The following is a 19,140-nucleotide window of genomic DNA, read 5'->3' as shown; positions in this document are numbered from 1 at the left end:
GGGTGATCAATAAGCGCGCCAGACCGAGAAGGCGGCTATGCCGTGCAGCAGTTCGCGCGGACGTCCCACGACACCGGCCCGGTCCAGGGCGGCCACGGCCACCCCGAACTGCTCGCGGGCGTGCTCCTCGGTCCAGCCGCGGGCGCCGCAGGCGTCCAACAGCGCCGTCGCCCGCCGCACGTACCAGGGTTCGAGGTCGCTGGCCGCGTTCATCAGGGCCCGCAGTTCCTCGGCGTGCTCGCCCTCGGCCGCCAGCGCGGCGGCCAGCGGCAGGGTGAGCTTGCGGCGGCGCAGGTCGCTGCCCACGTCCTTGCCGGTCACCAGCGGATCGCCCCAGGTGCCCAGCACGTCGTCGACGGCCTGGAACGCCACGCCCAGCCGGGTCCCGAACTCGCGCATCTCCTCCCACGCCGGCCGGTCGGCGCCGGCCAGCACCGCGCCGATCGCCGCCGCGCAGCCCAGCAGCGCCCCGGTCTTCTTCTCCGACATCGCGCCCACCTCGCCGGTGGTCACGTCCCGACGGACCTGGTAGCTCAGGTCCAGGGCCTGGCCGTCGATCATCGCGACGGTGGCCGACAGCAGCACCGAGGCGGCCTCGGCGGCGGTCGGCGAGGGCGCTTCGAGCACCGTGTGCACCGCCAGCGTCAGCAGCGCGTCGCCGGCCACGATCGTCGGCCCGACGCCGAACACGGTCCAGGCGGTCGGCCGGTGCCGACGCTCCCGGTCCAGGTCGATGATGTCGTCGTGGAGCAGGGAGAAGTTGTGGACCAGCTCCACCGCGACCGCGCCGGGAAGCCCGGCCTCCGGCGTGGCGCCGAAGGCCTCGGCGCCGAGCAGGGCCATGCTGCCGCGCAGGAGCTTGCCGGAGTCGGCGCTGGCCGGCCGGCCGTCGGAGTCGGTCCAGCCCAGGTGGTAGGACACGATGGCCCGGACGTCGGCGCCCAGCCGGGCGACCGCGTCGTGCAGGCCGCGGCGCAGCAGCGCGCGCCGTTCGGCCAGATCGGTCTGGATGGTGGCCGCCTGGTCCGGGCTGAGCGTGGCGGTCTGCCCCGAGACGGTGCTCACAGCGCCTCCAGGCCCGCGGTGCGCAGGATCAGGGACTTGACGTCGGTGGCGTGGAACGACTTCGCCTCCAGGGCGGGCTCGCTGCACAGCACCATCGGGCCGTCCTCGGCGCGGTCGGGCAGCCGGCCGTGGCTGCCGCGCACGCAGGACGGGTCCAGCGGGACGACGTTGAAGCCGGAGCGCATCCCCAGCTTCATCCGCGCCAGCTGGTACGCCGCGCGCACCTTCACGAACCGGTCGTCGGGGTCGAAGAACAGCTCCGCCGGGTCGTAGCCGGGCTTCTTGAAGAAGTCCATGCAGCGGGCGAAGTCCGGGGCCCGGTCGTCGTCGAGCCAGTAGTAGTACGTGAACCAGGACGTCGGGTCGGCGACCGCGACGAGTTCGCCGGCCCGCGCGTGCCCGATGCGGTACTTGCCCTGCTGCTCGCGGTCCAGGACCTGGTCGACGCCGGGCAGTTCGGCGATCAGGCCGCGCACGGTCTCCTGGTGGGCGGCCGGGTCCTTGATGTAGACGTGCGCGGCCTGGTGGTCGGAGACGGCGAACGCCGCGGAGGTCCACGGGTCCAGGTACTCCATGCCGTGCTGGCTGTAGACGTTGAGCAGTCCGGCGCGGCGCAGGGCGCGGTTGATGTCGATGGGCCGGTCCACGGTGGTCAGGCCGTACTCGCTGACGATCAGGGTCCGGTAGCCGCGGTCGTCCAGGTCCTTGAGCAGCGGGGCCAGGACGGTGTCGAGCTCCTTGGCGGCCTGCACGGCCTCGGGCCCGTCGGCGCCGTAGCGCTGGAGGTCGTAGTCCAGGTGCGGGATGTACAGCAGGTCCAGGTCGTGCGGCGCCTCGTCCAGCTGGTGCCGGGCGGCGGCCACCAGCCACTTGCTGGGCTTGATGTTGGACAGCGGACTCCAGAACTCGGCCAGCGGGAAGGTGCCGAACCGGCGCTGCAGGTCCGCGCGCATCCCGTCGGGCCGGGTGTACAGGTCGGGCTCGATGGAGCCGTCGTAGTGGAAGACCGGCCGCGGTGTGAGGACCGAGTCGATCTCCATGCCCATCGCGTACCACCAGCACATGTTGCCGACGGTGAACTCCGGATCGGCCTTGCGGGCGGCGTGCCAGACCTTCTCGCCGGACACCAGGGCGTTGTGCTGCTTCCAGAAGTGGACCTCGCCGAGGTCGCGGAAGAACCAGCCGTTGCCGACGATGCCGTGCTCGTCGGGGTAGCGGCCGGTCAGCATGCTGGACTGCACCGGCGTGGTGACCGCCGGGAACACCGGGTCCAGGTTCGCCGCGAAGCCGTTCTCGGCGACCTTGCGCAGCGCCGGCATGAACTGCAGCAGCCGCGGCGTGAGCCCGACGACCAGGATCGTGTAGACCCGGCCGCGGCTCAGGGTGTTGCTCTTTCCCGTGCTCATGTCTGTGTCTCCCCCTTCAATCCGAGTGAGGTCAGCCGGCCCGCCGTCCAGGACAGCTCGCCGGCGATGCCCGCGACGAGGTCCGCCTCGCCGCCGGCTCCGGGCAGCACGTCCCAGGTGTAGGTCTCGACCTCCAGGTGCCGGGTGGCCGGGTGCGGCCCGCCGAACAAGCCGGCGAGCGCGTCGGCGAGTTCGGGCTGGGTGGTGCGCAGCGCGCCGACGTGCGTCCGGTGCACGGGGGCGTGGAAGTGGACGCGCCAGGGTTCGTCGGCGGCCAGCGTGCGGGCCGCGTCCGGAAGGTCGTCGACGCCGTCCAGGCCGCCGTCCGCGCGCCGCCGCCGCACCTGATGCAGATAGCGGGGCTCGGCCAGCGAGCGCAGGGCCTCGCGGGCCGTGCCGTCGGCGGGCCGGTCGGCCTGGAGCGCGCACGCCGCCTGCACCTTGACGACGCTGAGCCCGGCCTCGGCGGCCGCGTTCAGGAAGTGGCCGGTGTCGCTGAAGCCCACGGCCAGGTGGCAGGTGTCCAGGCACAGGCCGACGTGGTCGCCGATCTCCGCCGGCAGCGCCGCCCGGGCCAGGTCGTCGCAGGTCTCGATGACGCAGCCGGGTTCGGGCTCCAGACCGACCCGGATGTTCCGGCCGGTCTGCCGCCGCAGGTGGCGCAGCTCGCGCGCCAGATCGGACAGATGGCCCAGGGCCGCCGCGTGGTGCTCGTCGCTCCAGCCGTCGCGCCAGCCCAGAGGCAGGGTGCTGATGGTCCCCTCGGTGACGTCCCCGGGCAGCAGCGCCGCCAGGATCCGGGCCAGGTCCAGGGTGTAGGCGAGCCGTCGCGGATCGGACCAGTCGGGCCGGTACACCAGCTTCTTGACCCGCTCGCCGTGGAAGTCGCCGTACGGGAAGCCGTTGACGGTGACGACGAACAGGTCGCGCGCGTTCAGTTCCCTGCCGAAGGCGGCCAGGGCGACGGGGTCGGCGGCCAGCACCGCCGCGGCCGAGGCCGGCAGCCACAGGCGGGGCCAGCCGAGGCGGCGGCGGATCGGGGCGGCGTAGCGGTCCAGCTGGGCCACCACCCCGGCCACGTCCTGCGCGGGGTGGACGTTGGTGCAGTAGCTGAGCAGCACGTCCGCACCGTCGGGATGGGAGAAGTGCACGCCCCTCACTTCTCCCCTCGGGCCACGGTGTTGCCGCCGAAGTCCTGGTCGCGGGCGTCGGCCAGGGCCGCGTCGTCGAAGACCAGGCGGCCGCTCTGCCCGTAGAAGGCGACCGGGTTGTCCCAGAAGGTGCGGGCGATCTCGGCGTCGTCGAAGCCGGCGCCGGACAGCGCCGCGGCGGTGGCCACGGTCGACAGCGGGTCGCTGACGCCCCAGTCGGCCGCGGAGTTGATCAGCACCTTGTCCAGGCCGTGGTCGGCGGCGATCAGCGCCATCCGGGCCGGGTCCATCTTCGTGTTCGGATAGATGGTGAAGCCGCACCAGCTGCCGCTGTCCTTGACCATGGCCACGGTCATCTCGTTGAGGTGGTCGATCACCACGTGCTCCGGCGGCAGGCCGGAGGCGGCGACCAGCTCCACGATCCGGCGGGTCCCGGCGGCCTTGTCCCGGTGCGGGGTGTGGACCACGACCGGCAGGCCGTGCTCGGCGGCGAGGTGCAGCTGGGCCAGCAGCACCTTCTCCTCGTCGGCCGTGCCGCTGTCCAGGCCGACCTCGCCGACCGCGACCACCCGGTCCTTCTCCAGGTAGCGCGGCAGCAGGTCCAGGACGGCGCGGCAGCGGGGGTCGTTGGCCTCCTTGGGGTTCAGGGCGATGGCGCAGAAGTGTGTGATGCCGAACTGCGCGGCCCGGTAGGGCTCCCAGCCCAGCAGGCTGTCGAAGTAGTCGAGGAAGGTCTCCGCGGAGGTCCGGGGCTGGCCGAGCCAGAACGCGGGCTCGACGATCGCGGCCACCCCGGCGTCGGCCATCACCTGGTAGTCGGCGGTGGTGCGGGAGGTCATGTGGATGTGTGGATCGAAGACGCGCATGGTTCGTCTCCTTCTAGGAAGTCCCGGCGCCGGCCGCCAGGCGGTCGGCGGCGCGGCGGGCCGCCTCGGACCGGAAGCGGGCCCGCTCGTCGGGCTCGCGGACCAGGTCGGCCAGCTGCGTGGACAGGTCCGTGCGGGCCCGGCTGGGGAGCGCGGCGATCAGGTCGAGGATCTGGTCGTCGACGTCGCGGCCGGCCAGGACGCGCTCGCGGGCGTAGTCGGACAGCAGCGCGGCGAGCTCTGCGTCGGCCAGCGCGATCACCTCGGGCACCGCGGTGAACGGCACCGACAGGAAGGCGCACTTGAGCACCGCCTGGCGCAGCGCGTCCGGCTCCAGGTGCGCGGCGGCGTACGGGCCGAGCGCCGCCGTGATCAGGGTCGCGTCGTTGGTGCGCAGCGCGTCCTCGACCAGCGCCCGGCCGCTGCCCGCGGCCAGGCCGAGGAGCAGGGGCAGGGCTTTGAGGGCGGCGCGGCGCTCGGCCGGGTCGCCGCGGGTGTAGACGTCCCACAGGACTTCGGCGCGGCGTTCGGCCGGGACGGCGTGGAGCAGCAGAGCCCTGACCGCCTCGTCGACGTTCCAGCGTGCGGTCAGCGGGCCGCGGCCGCAGCGCCGGGCCGCCCCGGCGCTGTGCACGGCGCAGCGGTCCGGGTCGGCGGCGATCTCGGTCACCGCCGTGTCGAGCCAGGCCGCGGCTCGGGCGTCCAGGTGTGGTTCGAGTTCGCGGCGCAGCGTCTCGGCCGACATCGTCCCCGTCGTGGGCGGCGTGGGCATCGGGGGCGGCGTAGGCATCGTCGGAGCCTGCGAAGCCGGCGGGGCCGGTGTCGCCGCGCGCAGGAACTCCAGCGAGCGGCGCGCGACGTCCGGGGCGGCGTGGCCGTGCCGGGGCAGCTCGACCCCGACCAGGCCGGTGTATCCGGAGTCGATCAGCGCGGCGATCACCGGCGGGAAGTCGATCTCGCCGACCCCGAACTCCAGGTGCTCGTGCACGCCGCGCACCATGTCGTCGATCTGCACGTTGACCAGCCGGGGCCCGGCCCGCAGGACGCACTCGGGCACCGGCTGCTCCTCGACCGCGCGGCAGTGGCCGATGTCCAGCGTCAGCCCCAGCCGCGGCGGGCAGCCCAGGTCGAGCAGCAGCGCGTCGTAGTCGTCCAGGGTCTGCACGACCATGCCCGGCTCGGGCTCCAGGCCGAGCGTGACCCCGTAGGTGTCGGCGTACTCCACGACCCGCGCCGTGTTCTCGCGCATCCGGTCCCAGGCCGCGTCCGGATCGTCGTCGTGGTCGACGCCGCTCCAGAACGAGACGGCTTGGGCATTCAGATCCCCGGCGATGGCGCAGGCCCGGTCCATCAGGCGCAGACGGCGCTCGGCCTCGGGCGAGACGAGCGACGGCTGGTGCTTGCGCCGCGGATCGAGCAGGTAGCGCGCGCCGGTTTCGATCACGACGGCCAGATTCAGGCGGTCCAGCAGGGCCGCCACCTGACCGACCCGGGCGGACGCGTCCGGGGCGAACGGGTCGAGGTGGTGGTTGTCCAGGGTCAGGGCCACGCCGCGGTATCCGAGGTCGGCGATGATCCGCAGGGCGTCTTCGAGGCGGTGGTTCCCGAAGCCGTTGGTGCCGTAGCCCCACAGCACCCCGTCGGGCACCGCCGGGCCTGGTCCGCTGCCGTCGCTCATGTCGTGGCCACCTTCCGGCCCAACATCCGGCCCACCGGAAGCGCGGCCAGCAGCGGGCCCATCGGCTTGAGCGCGCCGGCCTTGCCGGACAGCGCCGACTGCAGCGGAATCAGGCTCATGATGCCCGCGCCGACCGCCTTCTGCAGGTTCTTGGCGGTGGGCTTGCGCACCGCCTTGGCCTGCGCGCGGCCGAAGATCGCGACGTAGCCGGCGGCCGCGGCGGCGGCCGCCGCCTTGTCCCGGCCGCGCGGCGAGCGGCCCGGCAGCAGCGCGGCCGCGGTGCCCACGGCGGAGGTCGCCGCGAGCGTGACGGCCGGCAGCGCCGGGTCGGAGCCGTCGACCTCCTTGGCCGACAGGGCCATCAGGGTCATGGTGTGCGCGGCCACGACCCCGGCCGGCACGGCGGCCTTGCGCACGCCGCCGATCCCGGCCCCGGCCAGCACGTTCAGCCCGCGGGCCAGCGCCATCGACGCGGCGCCGGCCGGGGTGCCCTTGAAGACGGTGTCGTAGGCCCAGACGCCGGCGGCCAGCGGGACCGAGACGCCGAGCCCGCGGCGCCCCGCGGCCAGGGCCGAGACCGCCAGGCCGCCGACGGTCAGCGACTGGGCCACCCGCAGCGCGGTCTGCGGGCTGATCCGCCCGGACGGGATCGGCCGGTTCGGGCGTTCCTTGGCGTCGATCTCCCGGTCGGCGTAGTCGTTGAGCGCCATGCCGGCCCAGTAGAGAAGGACGGACGACGCGGCGACCCCGGCGGTGCGGGTCCGGCCCAGCGGCCAGCCGGCGGCCGCCGCCCCGGCGATCACGTCGCCGGGGACGGACAGCGCGGCGGGGGCGCGGATCAGTTCTGTCAGCGCCCGCAGATCGTCGCGGCGGGTGCCCAGGCGGCTCACGACGCGGTCCCGGCCGGGGCCGGCGTGCCCGCGACCCACGCCCTGAGGCGGTCGTACTGGCCCGACAGCCGGCTGTCGTCGCCGTCGCCGACCGGGTCCTTGAAGAAGAAGCCGAACTCCGACAGCGGACCCGATTCGCCGCGCTGCTGGGCGAAGGCGGCGAGCCGGACCAGGTCCAGGATGAGCGGGGCGGCCAGCGCCGAGTCGCAACCCTGCCAGGTGAACTGGAGCTTCATCTGCACGCCGAGGAAGCCCTGGAAGGCGACGTGGTTCCAGGCGGTCTTCCAGTCGCCCATGTCGGCGACGTAGTCGATCCGCACGGTGCTCTCCGGGGCGTAGCCCAGGAGCTTGGACAGCGAGGAGGCCTTGGACCGGATCTTGGTGTCGCAGGCCTCGGAGTCGGACAGGGTGGCGCCGTCGCCGCCGCCGAGGATGTTGGCGCTGTACCAGGACCGCACGTCCAGGCCCCGGTAGGCGAACATCGGCGCGAGCACCGACTTCACCAGGGTTTCGCCTGTCTTGCCGTCATTGCCCGCATAGGGCAGGTTCGCCTGGCGGGCCAACTCGTCCAGGGCCGGCAGGCGGGCGCCGACCGACGGGGTGAAGTCGACGAAGGGATGTCCGCTGCGGAAGGCGGCGTAAGCCGCGAGGGAACTCGGCGGGAGGACGTCGGGACGGGTGTCCAGGGCTGCTTCCAGCGCCTGGAGGCTCTGGTAGGCCGGATCGGAATCGGGGGTGGGCTCGGTGGAGGCGACGTTCACCACGACCACCTGCTCGCAGCCGGTGCGGGCCTGGAAGTCGGCCAGCGCCTTGATCAGGCAGTCCGCGCGGACCCGCTGCGGGACACCGGTCCCGGGGCCCGCGATGGTGATCATCTCGTTCTCTGCGCGGTCCAGGGCGTCCCCGACCGCGGCGCCGACGTGCGCCGGGATCACCCCGGCGGACGCCAGCTGCTCGGCGCGTTTGCGCAGCGGCGTGGTGACCACGTCGCAGCCGCCGAACACCAGCCGGTCCAGCGGGACGAGCCCGGCGGAGGCGAAGTCGGCCAGTTCGGTGACGCAGCCGACGGCGCCGGCGGTGCCGGCCGTGATGGCGGCCGCGCCGGAGACCACGGTCGTGGCGATCGAGCCTCGCGAGCCCACGAGCCACGCGCCGATCGGCGACTTGTCGTTTCGAGTCATCGTCTTTGCCCCTCATATCGGATGAAACGTGTGGCGGTACGACGGATGAAGCCGTGGGGGGTGGGGTGGGGGGTGCACCAATGACCTGCGGGCGCCCGATCAGCCCGATCGGGCACCCTATTGACTGACCGTCAGTCAGGATGACTCACTATATCCCGGCGCCGTCAAGGGGGTCAACGCGTACCGGCGGGTAGTGAGTAAGAGCTCTGAGAGCGCTCTCGGCGGTCGCACACCGCTCACCCCCAGCAACGCCCGGCAGGCTGCGGCCGGTGCGAGGCCGCCCAGGCCACCCCGGCCGGCCGCGCCGCCAGCACCACCAGCGGCGGCAACGGACAACCACCGCAGGCGATGAGGAACGCCGCACCATGCGCCGCGGCCAAGTCGTGCAGCCGCGGACCGCACTGCGCGACAAGCACCTCGGAGGCGGTGACCACACTGGCCGAAGCCCGCAGCGCCCGCTCGGCGACCGCGGCCGCCGGACCCGGCTGCCCCAGCGCCTCGACCACGACGATCGGACGACTGCGCGCGATCAGGTCGACCACCGCGCGCACCACCATCGGATCCAACGGCCCGCCCGGAGCATGAACCCCGGCGAACCGCACCGGCCGCCCGGTGACCGCGGCCATGTACTCGGCACGCGCGTGCAACTCCTGGACGAGAGCCGCACCGCGGCGCCCGCGGGTCACGGTCAGGATGGTGACGACGGGAGAGGTCACCGAGCCGGCGGTCACGGGCTGGCGCTCCCGGGCGGTTGGGGGTCGGTCAAGGTGGAGTCGGCCGAGGCGGCGGCAGGGCTGACTTTGGCTGGCGCGGAGGCAGCAGAGTCGGGCTCGGCCGCGACGGGCTCGGCCGGAGCGGCAGCAGAGCTGAGTTTGGCCGGCGCGGCCTCACTCGGCGCAGGGGCAGCAGAGCTGAGTTCGGCGGGAGCAGCGGCAGCTGAGGCACGTTCGGCTGGAGCGGGCTCGGCCGAAGCGGCGGCAGAGCTGAGTTCGGCGCTGGCTGGCGCGGAGGCAGCAGAGTCAGGTTCGGCCGCGACGGGCCCGGCCGTAGCGGCGGCAGAGGCGAGTTCGGCCGGCGCGGCCACACTCGGCGCAGAGGCAGCAGAGTCGGGCTCGGCCGCGGCGGGCCCGGCCGGAGCGGCGGCAGAGGCAAGTTCCGTCGGAGCAGAGTCGGCCGAAACGGGTTCGTCCACTGACACACTCGTCCCGCCGGCGCGCGGCCGCCCCAGCTCGTGCGGCAGCGCGAACACCGTGTGCTCCTCGGCGGCCTCGACCTGGCTGACATCGCCGTAACCGTGCTCGGCCAGGTAGTCCAGCACCTGGCCGACCAGCTGTTCTGGTGCCGAGGCGCCGCTGGTCAGGCCGACCGTGCGGGCTCCGGCGAACCAGGCCTCGTCGATGCCGGCCGGGTCGTCCACGAGGTGCGCGGCCCGGGCGCCGGCGTCGAGGGCGACCTCGACCAGGCGGAGTGAGTTCGAGGAGTTCGCCGAGCCGACCACCAGGAGCAGGTCGCAGTCGCCGGCGACGCGGCGGACCGCGGTTTGGCGGTTCTGCGTGGCATAGCAGATGTCCTCGCTCGGCGGGTCCTGGAGCAGCGGGAACCGTTGGCGCAGCTGCTGCGCCGTCGCGGCGGTCTCGTCCACCGACAGCGTGGTCTGCGACAGCCACGCCACCCGCGCCGGATCGCGGACCTGCACGCCGGCCACGTCCTCGGGCCCGTCCACCAGGTGGATCCGCTCCGGCGCGTGGCCGAGCGTGCCCACGACCTCCTCGTGGCCGGCGTGCCCGATCAGGAGGATGTCGTAGTCCTCGCGCGCGAACCGCTCCGCCTCCCGGTGCACCTTCGTCACCAGCGGGCAGGTCGCGTCGATCGGGTGCAGCCCGCGGGTGGCCGCCGCCGACCGCACCTCCGGCGCGATGCCGTGGGCCGAGTAGATGACCACGGCCCCGGAGGGCACTTCGTCGACTTCCTCCACGAACACCGCGCCCCGCTGTTCGAGCGCTTCCACCACGTGCTTGTTGTGGACGATCTGGTGCCGCACGTAGACCGGCGGCCCGTAGAGGTCCAGCGCCTTCTCGACGGTCTGGACCGCCCGCTCGACCCCCGCGCAGAAGCCGCGCGGGGAGACCAGCAGAACTCTGCGATCACTCATGGCCAAGCACCTCGCCGGTGTCGGTGTCGATCTCCAGGCCCATGACGGCGGCGAGCTTGAGCGCCTCCTCGATCAGCGTCTCCACGATCTGCGACTCCGGCACGGTCTTGACGACCTCGCCGCGCACGAAGATCTGCCCCTTGCCGTTCCCGGAGGCCACGCCGAGATCAGCCTCGCGCGCCTCCCCCGGGCCGTTCACCACACAACCCATGACCGCCACCCTCAACGGCACCTTCATGCCGTCGAGCGCGGCGCTGACCTGGTCGGCGAGCTTGTACACGTCCACCTGGGCACGACCGCACGACGGACAGGAAACGATCTCCAGGCCGCGCTTGCGCAGGCCCAGAGACTCCAGGATCTGCTGGCCGACCTTGACCTCCTCCACCGGAGGCGCCGACAGGGAGACCCGAATCGTGTCGCCAATACCCTCGGCCAGCAGCGCCCCGAAGGCAACCGCGGACTTGATGGTGCCCTGGAACGCCGGACCAGCCTCGGTCACCCCCAGGTGCAACGGGTAGTCGCAGGCCTCGGCCAACAACCGGTAGGCGTTGATCATCACGACCGGGTCGTTGTGCTTGACCGAGATCTTGATGTCCCGGAAGTCGTGCTCCTCGAACAGCGAACACTCCCACAGCGCGGATTCCACCAGCGCCTCAGCGGTGGCCTTGCCGTACTTCTCGTACAACCGCTTGTCCAGCGAACCGGCGTTCACGCCGATCCGAATCGGGATCCCGGCGTCCGAAGCGGCGCGCGCGATCTCCCCGACCTTGTCGTCGAAAGCCTTGATGTTGCCCGGGTTCACCCGCACCGCCGCGCACCCCGCGTCGATCGCCGCGAACACGTACTTCGGCTGGAAGTGGATGTCGGCGATCACCGGGATCTGCGACTTCTTCGCGATCGCCGGCAGCGCGTCGGCGTCGTCCTGCGACGGCACCGCGACCCGCACGATCTGACACCCGGCAGCGGTGAGCTCCGCGATCTGCTGAAGCGTCGAGTTCACATCAGCGGTGAGCGTCGTGGTCATCGACTGCACCGAGATCGGCGCGTCTCCGCCCACCGGCACGCTCCCCACCATGACCTGGCGCGAGCGGCGCCGCCCGGCCAGCGGTCTCGGCGGCATCGCCGGGTCGGGGAGCATGACGTCCGTGACCGGCATCGCCCTCACCCCTCTTCCCCGACGAACCGGATGTCCAGGCCCGCCAGGTGCTTGGCCAGTTCCTCAGGGCTCGGACGCTCGTCGAACGCCCGCCCCAGCGTCTCGAACATCGCGAGCGCGTCCGCGCCGGGGAAGTGCACGGCGAGGATGCGCGCCGGGCCGTCGTGCGCGACGAGGCTGTGCGGCGTCCCCGGCCGCACCGGGACGAACGCCCCGGCCTCGACGACCTCGGTCTCGGTGCCCACCCTGGCCAGGACCCGGCCCGCCAGGACGTAGTCGGCTTCGAAGATCCGGTCGTGGACGTGCCGCGGCGACGGCGCGCCGCCGGGCACGAGGGAGAACTCGATGATGTTGAACGGCGCGTCGGGGTCGGTGCGGACCCAGCCGCTGACATCCCCGACGCGGATGCGTCCCCCCGCAGTGACAGTCATGGTCCCGCCCTTCCAGAGCTCGGTTCGAACACGTCCACGCCGGGTATCCCGCCGCGGATCCCCCAGTTCTCCAACGCCGGCTCGCGCACGGTGATGCTCACCGCGTCGCCGCCGATCCCGGCCTCGGCGCAGGCGTCCACCAGCGCCCGGTACAGGGTGCGCTTCCATTCCAGGGTGCGGCCCGGGAACAGCGAGACGCCGATCCAGGCCGCCGGCCGGGTCGAGCCGCCGGGCCGGGCCGCCACACACGGCCGGGCCCGGCAGCTGCACACCGCCGCGACGTCCGGCAGTGCGGTGACGACGCAGCGGCGCACGGTCTCGGCCAGCGACAGCGCGCGGCCGGCCGGCAGGCCCGAGAAGTCCACTTCGATGCTCGGCACGCCGGGCCCCTACGGCTTCCGGCCGACGCCGCACAGCAGCATGTCCGACTGGTCCGCCGCGAACACGCCGCCGTCCTCTTCCAGGTGCCACTGCGACACCCAGGTGATCCCGGGGTCGACGACCTCCAGGCCGTCGAAGAACCGGGTGATGTCCGAGCGGCTGCGCATGCGCAGCGCGGTCGGGCTCTGCTTGGACAGCTCCTCCATCTTGCGCGCCTCCTCCGGGCGGCGCTCGAAGGTGGAGTGCGAGACCACCAGATAGCTGCCCGGCGCCAGCCGGTCCATGAGCCGGTTCACGATGTCGTACGGGTCGTCGGCATCGGACATGGCGTGCAGGATCGCCAGCAGCAGCACCGCGACCGGCTGGTCGAGGTCCAGCAGGCTCCTGGTCTCGGGATTGTCGAGGATCTCGTCCGCCTTGCGCAGGTCCCCGTGGATGATCGCGCTCTGCGGCACGTCGGCGAGGATCTGCTCGCTGTGCGCGACGGCCACCGGGTCGATGTCCACGTACATCACCCGGGTGTCGGGCTCGACCGCCAGCGCGACCTCGTGCACGTTGCCGCTGGCCGGGATGCCCGAGCCCAGGTCGAGGAACTGGCGCACGCCCCGGCGCAGCAGGTACCGGGTGCAGCGCTGCAGGAAGGCCCGGTTGGCCCGGGCGTGCTGGGCCAGGTCCGGGGTGGCCTCGGTGAGGCGGCGGGCCAGCTCGCGGTCCACCTCGAAGTTGTGCGTGCCGCCGAGCACGTAGTCGTACGCGCGGGCGGCGGCGGGCCGCTCGATGTCGACGCCCTCGGGCGCCCAGGCGGGTCTGGTGGTCGTCACGGATGTCTTCCCCTCGCCGTGTCGGTCGGCCGGCGGACGCGTGGCAGCGTCCTGATTCCGGCCCGGGTACGCCGCCGATCCTAAGTGACTGACCGACGGTCAGTAAAGGTGTAGGCTCAACGGCGTGGACCGTCCTCGACAGATCGTGATCCTCGGCTCGACCGGGTCGATCGGCACGCAGGCCCTCGACGTGGCCCGGCGGACGCCGGAGCACCTGCAGGTGGTGGGCCTGGCCGCCGGCGGCGGCGACCCGGCGCTGCTGGCCCGGCAGGCGCTCGACTGCGGGGCGCGGGTGGTCGGCGTGGCCGATGTCGGCGCCGTGCCCGACCTGCGGCTGGCGCTGCGGGCCGAGGCTGCTTGGCGTGCGGGGGCGTTGGCCCGCGCGGGTTCGTCTTCCCGCGCGGCTGCCTCTTCGCGTACGGGTTCGTCTTCGCGCACGGCATCGGCTACCCGTACCACCGCGTCGCCTCCCCGCGGCGCGTCGTCGCTGACCGAAGACCTGCCCGAGATCGTGGCCGGGCCGCAGGCGGCGACCGAACTGGCGGCGATGCCGTGCCACACCGTCCTCAACGCGATCGCCGGCGCGGCAGGGCTGCCGGCCACCCTCGCCGCACTGCGCGCCGGACACGTCCTGGCGCTGGCGAACAAGGAGTCGCTGATCATCGGCGGCGACCTGGTGACCGGGGCGGCCCGGCCGGGCCAGATCGTGCCCGTCGACTCCGAGCACTCGGCGCTGGCCCAGTGCCTGCGCGGCGGCACGCAGGACGAGATGGAGCGTCTGATCCTGACCGCCAGCGGCGGCCCGTTCCGCGGCCGCCGACGCGACGAACTGGCGCACGTCACCCCCGAACAGGCGCTCGCGCACCCGACGTGGTCGATGGGTCCGCTGGTCACCGTGAACTCCGCGACCCTGGTGAACAAGGGCCTTGAGGTGATCGAGGCGCACCTGCTGTTCGACGTGCCGCTGGACCGGATCGCCGTGGTGGTCCATCCGCAGTCGATCGTGCACTCGATGGTCGAGTACCGGGACGGCTCCACCATCGCCCAGGCCGGCCCGCCGGACATGCGCCTGCCGATAGCCCTGGCCCTGGGCTGGCCGCACCGCATCCCCGGCGCGGCCCCGCCCCTGGACTGGTCCACCGCGGCGCGCTGGGAGTTCTTCCCGCTGGACGACAAGGCGTTCCCGGCGGTCCGGCTCGCCAAGCAGGCCGCCGCGGCCGGCGGCACGTCCCCGGCGGCGTTCAACGGCGCGAACGAGCAGTGCGTCGCGGCCTTCCTGGCCGGTCAGATCCCGTTCCCGGCAATCGTGGACACGGTGGAACGCGTGCTCGCCGAGCACGACTCCGCGCCCGGCGAGCTCACCCTGGACACGGTGCTCGACGCCGATCACCGGGCCCGGGTGCGGGCGCGGGAGCTGACGGCCTAGCGGCGCCGTCCCATATGCGGGCTCATCAAACTCAGCCGTGACGGCAGTCTCGTCAAGGCCCAGATACTCCACTGGCGGCGTCTGTGCCGGCAGTGCGGCTTTGGCCGCGGCGGTGAACGCGGCGTTCGCGACCGGCCAGGACACCTCGAAGTCGCGGGCGGCCTGGATCACGGTGCGTCTGCCATCGGTCACGGCGGCCCGATCGCAACCCGCGACCGGGCCGTGAGCGGTGTCGCGGCGGCATCGACGGCAGCGCCTCGGTGAACGTCCTGCGCGCACACGCCTGGTTCGGACAGCGCCAGCGGCGCTTGGTCCACCGCAGCGTGGTCTGGCCTGTTCAGCGGTGGTAACCAGGTCAAGTATCGGAATGTCGTCCTCACCGACCTCGACCGCGACCACCTCCACCCCGAACAGGCCGAACAGGCCGAACAGACGGGTCGTATCGTTGGGCAAGCCCGTGGCCCTTCTCGTGGTCCTTTAAGCTTCGCAACCCGAAGAACCACAGAGCGTCACGGGCGCTTCGCATCCATCAAGGCATTGATGACGTCGTCAAGCCCTCCAGGGACTCGAAGCACGGTCAACTTCGAAGACCCGACAAACTCCCATGTCACACCGATGGCGGTGCTCCACCGGTGGGAAGCTTCCGGGCGCGAGTCACTCCGGAGGCCACTCCGCGTGGCCGAGTTCCAGGGAGCGTTCGATCTTCGCGGCGGCGGTGTTCAGGGCACCGCGGCGATGGGCGATCCGGCGCAGTCACGGATCGCAACAGCCACGGCGGATCGGACGCCGCTGGGGGCATTGCTGGGCACGCTGCCGCGCAGCAGAATTCGCCGGCTGCAGCTGGTCGTGAGCCTGGGCGCTGTCCTACACCGACACCGCGATCTACTCACCAACGCCGCCGCAACCGGCCCTGATGAACCCCTCATGACGAAACGGCCGCCGGGAAGTCCCGAGGGCCGTGATGTGGGTGAGGAAGGGGTCAGATGCCAGGCTGTGGCGTGCCGCAGCCCGCGCCGAGTAGATGGAAGCCGTACTGCGGGAGTAGAGCTTGGCCATCGAGGCTGCACAGCCAGCCGCCGGTCCGGGTACCGCTGTTGTAACGGCCCAGCAGGGCTTTCAGGGCCGCCTGCTCGGTCGTTCCGCCGGGGCCGGAGGCGTTCCAGTCGCTGGCGCGCACGACGTGGAAAACGGCGCGGTAATAGGCCGTGGACAGACCGGAGTTCCAGTCCTTGTACGCCGTTACGATCTGGCTGATGCCGTCGATCGAACGCTGGGCGTCCAGCGCTCCGGCTTGGTCGATGCCGCTGCCCCTGCCGTAGAAGGTCTGACCGACGTAGTGGCTCAGCGAGTAGGGGTAGATCGCGTCCTTATTACCAGCGAACGCCGGGTCGGTGCCCTCGTTCTCGTCGGGGAAGGCGGAGGTGTCCCAGCAAGGCGGGTTGGGGGTGACGTCCGGGACGCCTATTGCGCCCAGGAAGAATTCGCGGGTGTCAGAACCGGGTGGGGGCAGGATCACGTCGATGGTGTCGCTCGACGAGGCCGGGTCCACTGGCAGACTGTTCCAGGTGCGGTACTGGCAGCTGAAGATGCCTTTCAGCTCCAGGCTGGTCAGATTGGTCGGCGCGTTGCCACCGGTGTAGGCCGACCAGCCCACCGCGTCCACGGCGAACGGGATGAAGTAATCGGTGGTTCCGGAGTGCGGGGCCCGGCCGGAACGGGCGATGTCGACACAGGTGTGGTCGTTGTAATTCAGTTGGCCGATGCCGGCGTCGGAACCATCCGCCCGGACGATCTCACCCGCCCCGGGCGGGTCGGCCGTCGTGTCGCAGCCCGCTTTGGGCGTGATCGCCGAGGTGCCTGCGTTCCAGCTGTAGTAATTCGAGGCCGGGTGGGTCGCGTTGTACGCCGCAGACAAGCCGTTGTCGAACGCCTGGGTGGTGTTCGCGCCGACCGAGATGATGTCCGTAGCGGCCGGGATGGGCGGATCCGCGGTGGCCGGAACCACCGCAAACACCATCGAGAATACGGCGGCCAGGACGGCGATAGCGGCGGCCCGGGCTTTCGCGAATGAGCCATATCCATTCTTCACGACGCTCAGTGTGCCTCCGGCGCCGAAAGACACCAAGGCGCAGGTTCGAAGGCGAAGGCTCTCCTCTTCGATCTATATCAATGCCAGACGACATGCGATTCAGGTGCAGCGAACAAGTCAGCCATCTGCACTATTCCGACTTCGGCGGCGAGAGCGACTATGCATTTCGCAGTAACACCTTAGAGCTCTCCTAGTCACTTCAAGAGATGGGGCTCATCAAATTTGGCTGTGACGTCAGGGGCTTGAGCGTCGAGGCTGGCTGTGACGGCCGCTCGGGTGTCGGCTGAGGTGGCCTCGGGCTCGTCGGGTCGTGGCGCAGCGGGCGCGTAGCCGCTGGTTGGCGGGGTTCCGGTCGCCGAAGGCGCACCGGGCGTCGGTCTTGATCAGCCGGTTGATGCCCTCGGAGGCGGCGTTCGTTATCCCGGCGGTAATCCCGGCGAGGATCTGCGGCCACCAGGTCGAGACGGTCGTGGCCAGGCGTTCCATCTCCGGCAGTCCGGAGGCGGCCGCCGATTCGTAGAACTTCACGAGCCGGTCGTAGATCTCGGCGCGGCCGAGGTGGGTGCCGTGCAGGGCGAGCAGGTCCATCAGGTCGTCCTTCACATTCCAAGCGGCCAGAATCGGGGCCCCGATCTTCTTCGGGAGCGCCGTCAGGTCCTCGACCATCGGGTCGAGGTGGTCGGCGGGCATCCTCGCCGCGGAGCGGGTCAGCCGGAACTTCGCCTTTCCACGGCGGGTCTCATCGATCCCCAGATGCTCCACACTCGGAACGCGCTCGGGCAGCGCCGCTGCTGCGTGCGCGGCAAACGCGGCTTGCACGATCGGCCAGAAGATCTCGTGGTCCCGTGCGGACTGGAGCACCGTGCGGCCCCGTTCGGCCACCGCCGCGCCGGCCGAGACCCGCAGCCAGCCGGTCAACCTGGACCGGGACGGGATCTGCGGCAGCGCCTCGGTGAACGTCCGGCGCGGACAGTCCTGCGTGCGGCACTGCCACCGCTGAATCCCGTGGACGGGTGCGCACCCAGCCGTGCGGATTCTCCGACCGCGCGCCGCAGCGCGGACAGCATTGGGCCTGCTCATCGCGGGTGACGAGGGCGATCATCGGATTCGCGTCATCGTCGAGCCGCACGGAAGTGACCGCCACCCCGTCCGGACCCAGCAGGCGCGTCGTATCGTCGACCAAGCCCGTGGCCTTCCGTCGATCCGTCAAGTCTCAGCAAATAGGCTGACCTACGTCGCAGCAGCTATACCGTCGTATAGCCCTCGTTCCACTCGTCCTCGTCCACGGTGTACTCCGACACCTCGAAGCCGTCGGGACTGTCGCGGAATCCGGGAAGCTGCCGCGCTCGCGCGATGCGGGCCTCCGCCCCTTGACCGGACGAGTACACGCCGAGCAGCTTCGCATCGTCATCCGGCTCGTCGTCGGCGTCAGCCGCCAGGTCGTGGGTGTGCCACAGCAAGTACACCTTCATAGGCCAACGCTAGCGCCCGCCACCCAGACCCACGGATGCCTTTCTACGTCCGCACATCCGCACATCCGCGTCAGCCTCGCACGTGCAGTCCGAAGCCCGAGCGACCCGCAGGTTCCAATCCCGCCTTCAGCTGGAGCGACGGGATCTCGTAGTCGCCGAAGTTCTGTCGCCGGAATGCGATCGGCTCCGTCGACTCCAGTGTGAGCAGTCGCTGCTCCCAGGCCTTCGCGACGTCGGGGTAGTCCTCCTCGGTCATCCGGTCGGTGCCGTGGAGCACGAACGGCGGCAGCACCTCGATGCCCGGGTAGTACAGGACGCCGTGCTGGAACGGGAACAACAGATCGTCGATGGGCCCGTTGATCCCCCGGGCCGTGTAGTGCGACTCCGGTCCCCCGGCCGTCACCGACACCAGTGCCCTGCGGCCGGCGAGGGTGCCTTCGCCGAAGCGCTCGCCGTACTTGGTGTCGCTGTGTTCGCCGACGCCGTAGGCGAAGTAGTACGTGAACACGCGGTCCACCCAGCCCTTGAGGATCGCAGGCATCGCGTACCACCACAGCGGGAACTGGAAGACGATCGTGTCGGCCCACAGCAGCTTCTCCTGCTCGGCGCGGACGTCCGGGGTGAGAGTGCCGGCGTCGAAGGCGCGGCCGGAGTCCTGCGCGACCTTCAGCGGGTTCGAGGCGTCGGGGCCGTAGTCCGCGGCGTCCACGACCGCCTTCCAGTTCATCGCGTACAGATCGCTTATCCGCACCTCGTGCCCGGCGGTCTCCAAGGTGGACACGGCGAGGTCCTTCAGCGCGGCGTTGAGCGACTTCGGCTCCGGGTGGGCGTAGACGATCAGGGTCTTCACGAGCACTCCTTCAGATCCTTCAGTTCGGGTGCCCTCGATTCTGGACATCGCGGCGCCCGACATTCAGGGGCCCGACTACCCACGGACTGGACTTCCTGGTAACGGCAGGACCACCCTCGCGGGCA

The 19,140-nt window shown here is 71.5% G+C and carries 18 protein-coding genes and 1 pseudogene; 2 read left to right on the top strand and 17 right to left on the bottom strand.

What is annotated here, in order from left to right; all coding sequences use genetic code 11:
• Nucleotides 1–6 precede the first annotated feature (6 nt).
• The 13 genes and pseudogenes from ABH920_RS23355 to ABH920_RS23295 form a co-directional block, all read right to left on the bottom strand.
• Nucleotides 7–1,065: a polyprenyl synthetase family protein gene (locus tag ABH920_RS23355; RefSeq protein ID WP_370351209.1), complete on the bottom strand. Its 1,059-nt coding sequence runs from the start codon at nt 1,063–1,065 to the stop codon at nt 7–9.
• Nucleotides 1,062–2,471, bottom strand: coding sequence for an alkaline phosphatase family protein (locus ABH920_RS23350; protein ID WP_370351208.1), 1,410 nt, complete (start codon nt 2,469–2,471; stop codon nt 1,062–1,064). The genes ABH920_RS23355 and ABH920_RS23350 overlap by 4 nt, the downstream gene beginning before the upstream one ends.
• Nucleotides 2,468–3,622: a metabolite traffic protein EboE gene (eboE, locus tag ABH920_RS23345; protein ID WP_370351207.1), complete on the bottom strand. Its 1,155-nt coding sequence runs from the start codon at nt 3,620–3,622 to the stop codon at nt 2,468–2,470. Before eboE ends, ABH920_RS23350 begins: the two co-directional genes overlap by 4 nt.
• Before the next feature lie 5 nt (nt 3,623–3,627).
• Nucleotides 3,628–4,488, bottom strand: a complete 861-nt coding sequence (locus tag ABH920_RS23340; protein ID WP_370351206.1) for a TatD family hydrolase — start codon at nt 4,486–4,488, stop codon at nt 3,628–3,630.
• Between the two features lie 13 nt (nt 4,489–4,501).
• Entirely contained in the window at nt 4,502–6,166 is a 1,665-nt protein-coding gene (locus ABH920_RS23335; protein WP_370351205.1) for a TIM barrel protein, read from the bottom strand.
• Nucleotides 6,163–7,056, bottom strand: coding sequence for an SCO3242 family prenyltransferase (locus ABH920_RS23330; protein WP_370351204.1), 894 nt, complete (start codon nt 7,054–7,056; stop codon nt 6,163–6,165). The genes ABH920_RS23335 and ABH920_RS23330 overlap by 4 nt, the downstream gene beginning before the upstream one ends.
• Nucleotides 7,053–8,237, bottom strand: a complete 1,185-nt coding sequence (locus ABH920_RS23325) for an inositol-3-phosphate synthase (protein WP_370351203.1) — start codon at nt 8,235–8,237, stop codon at nt 7,053–7,055. The genes ABH920_RS23330 and ABH920_RS23325 overlap by 4 nt, the downstream gene beginning before the upstream one ends.
• Before the next feature lie 236 nt (nt 8,238–8,473).
• Entirely contained in the window at nt 8,474–8,968 is a 495-nt protein-coding gene (locus ABH920_RS23320) for a hypothetical protein (RefSeq protein ID WP_370351202.1), read from the bottom strand.
• A 488-nt stretch (nt 8,969–9,456) separates the two neighbouring features.
• Nucleotides 9,457–10,389 (bottom strand): annotated as a pseudogene (locus tag ABH920_RS23315) (4-hydroxy-3-methylbut-2-enyl diphosphate reductase); the annotation flags it as partial.
• Complete coding sequence (ispG, locus tag ABH920_RS23310; RefSeq protein WP_370351201.1) at nt 10,382–11,545, bottom strand: flavodoxin-dependent (E)-4-hydroxy-3-methylbut-2-enyl-diphosphate synthase; 1,164 nt, start codon at nt 11,543–11,545, stop codon at nt 10,382–10,384. The gene ispG and the pseudogene ABH920_RS23315, both read right to left, overlap by 8 nt.
• 5 nt (nt 11,546–11,550) lie before the next feature.
• A complete protein-coding gene (locus ABH920_RS23305; RefSeq protein ID WP_370351200.1) occupies nt 11,551–11,976 on the bottom strand; it encodes a cupin domain-containing protein in 426 nt (141 codons plus the stop codon).
• Complete coding sequence (locus ABH920_RS23300; RefSeq protein WP_370351199.1) at nt 11,973–12,356, bottom strand: tautomerase family protein; 384 nt, start codon at nt 12,354–12,356, stop codon at nt 11,973–11,975. The genes ABH920_RS23305 and ABH920_RS23300 overlap by 4 nt, the downstream gene beginning before the upstream one ends.
• A 9-nt stretch (nt 12,357–12,365) precedes the next feature.
• Nucleotides 12,366–13,178, bottom strand: a complete 813-nt coding sequence (locus ABH920_RS23295; RefSeq protein WP_370351198.1) for an SAM-dependent methyltransferase — start codon at nt 13,176–13,178, stop codon at nt 12,366–12,368.
• Between the two features lie 124 nt (nt 13,179–13,302).
• Between ABH920_RS23295 and dxr the strand changes: the two genes are divergently transcribed.
• Nucleotides 13,303–14,604, top strand: coding sequence for a 1-deoxy-D-xylulose-5-phosphate reductoisomerase (dxr, locus tag ABH920_RS23290; RefSeq protein ID WP_370351197.1), 1,302 nt, complete (start codon nt 13,303–13,305; stop codon nt 14,602–14,604).
• Nucleotides 14,605–15,583: 979 nt separating this feature from the next.
• Here dxr and ABH920_RS23285 read toward each other — a convergent pair.
• Both ABH920_RS23285 and ABH920_RS23280 read right to left on the bottom strand, forming a co-directional pair.
• A complete protein-coding gene (locus tag ABH920_RS23285; RefSeq protein WP_370351196.1) occupies nt 15,584–16,726 on the bottom strand; it encodes a hypothetical protein in 1,143 nt (380 codons plus the stop codon).
• A 201-nt stretch (nt 16,727–16,927) separates the two neighbouring features.
• The gene (locus ABH920_RS23280) at nt 16,928–17,554 is read right to left on the bottom strand and encodes a transposase (RefSeq protein WP_370351195.1); all 627 of its coding nucleotides are present in this window, start codon (nt 17,552–17,554) and stop codon (nt 16,928–16,930) included.
• A gap of 1 nt (nt 17,555) precedes the next feature.
• On the opposite strand from ABH920_RS23280, the gene ABH920_RS23275 reads away from it, so the two are divergent.
• Nucleotides 17,556–17,693, top strand: a complete 138-nt coding sequence (locus ABH920_RS23275) for a hypothetical protein (protein WP_370351194.1) — start codon at nt 17,556–17,558, stop codon at nt 17,691–17,693.
• A 244-nt stretch (nt 17,694–17,937) separates the two neighbouring features.
• On the opposite strand, the gene ABH920_RS23270 is transcribed toward ABH920_RS23275, so the two are convergent.
• Together ABH920_RS23270 and ABH920_RS23265 are read right to left on the bottom strand one after the other, a co-directional pair.
• Nucleotides 17,938–18,165, bottom strand: a complete 228-nt coding sequence (locus ABH920_RS23270) for a hypothetical protein (RefSeq protein WP_370351193.1) — start codon at nt 18,163–18,165, stop codon at nt 17,938–17,940.
• 70 nt (nt 18,166–18,235) lie between these two features.
• Nucleotides 18,236–19,015: an NAD(P)H-dependent oxidoreductase gene (locus ABH920_RS23265; RefSeq protein ID WP_370351192.1), complete on the bottom strand. Its 780-nt coding sequence runs from the start codon at nt 19,013–19,015 to the stop codon at nt 18,236–18,238.
• Nucleotides 19,016–19,140 lie beyond the last annotated feature (125 nt).

Source organism: Catenulispora sp. EB89 (genome assembly GCF_041261445.1).
Taxonomy (GTDB): Bacteria; Actinomycetota; Actinomycetes; order Streptomycetales; family Catenulisporaceae; genus Catenulispora.
This window is presented reverse-complemented; position numbering and strand designations above follow the sequence as displayed.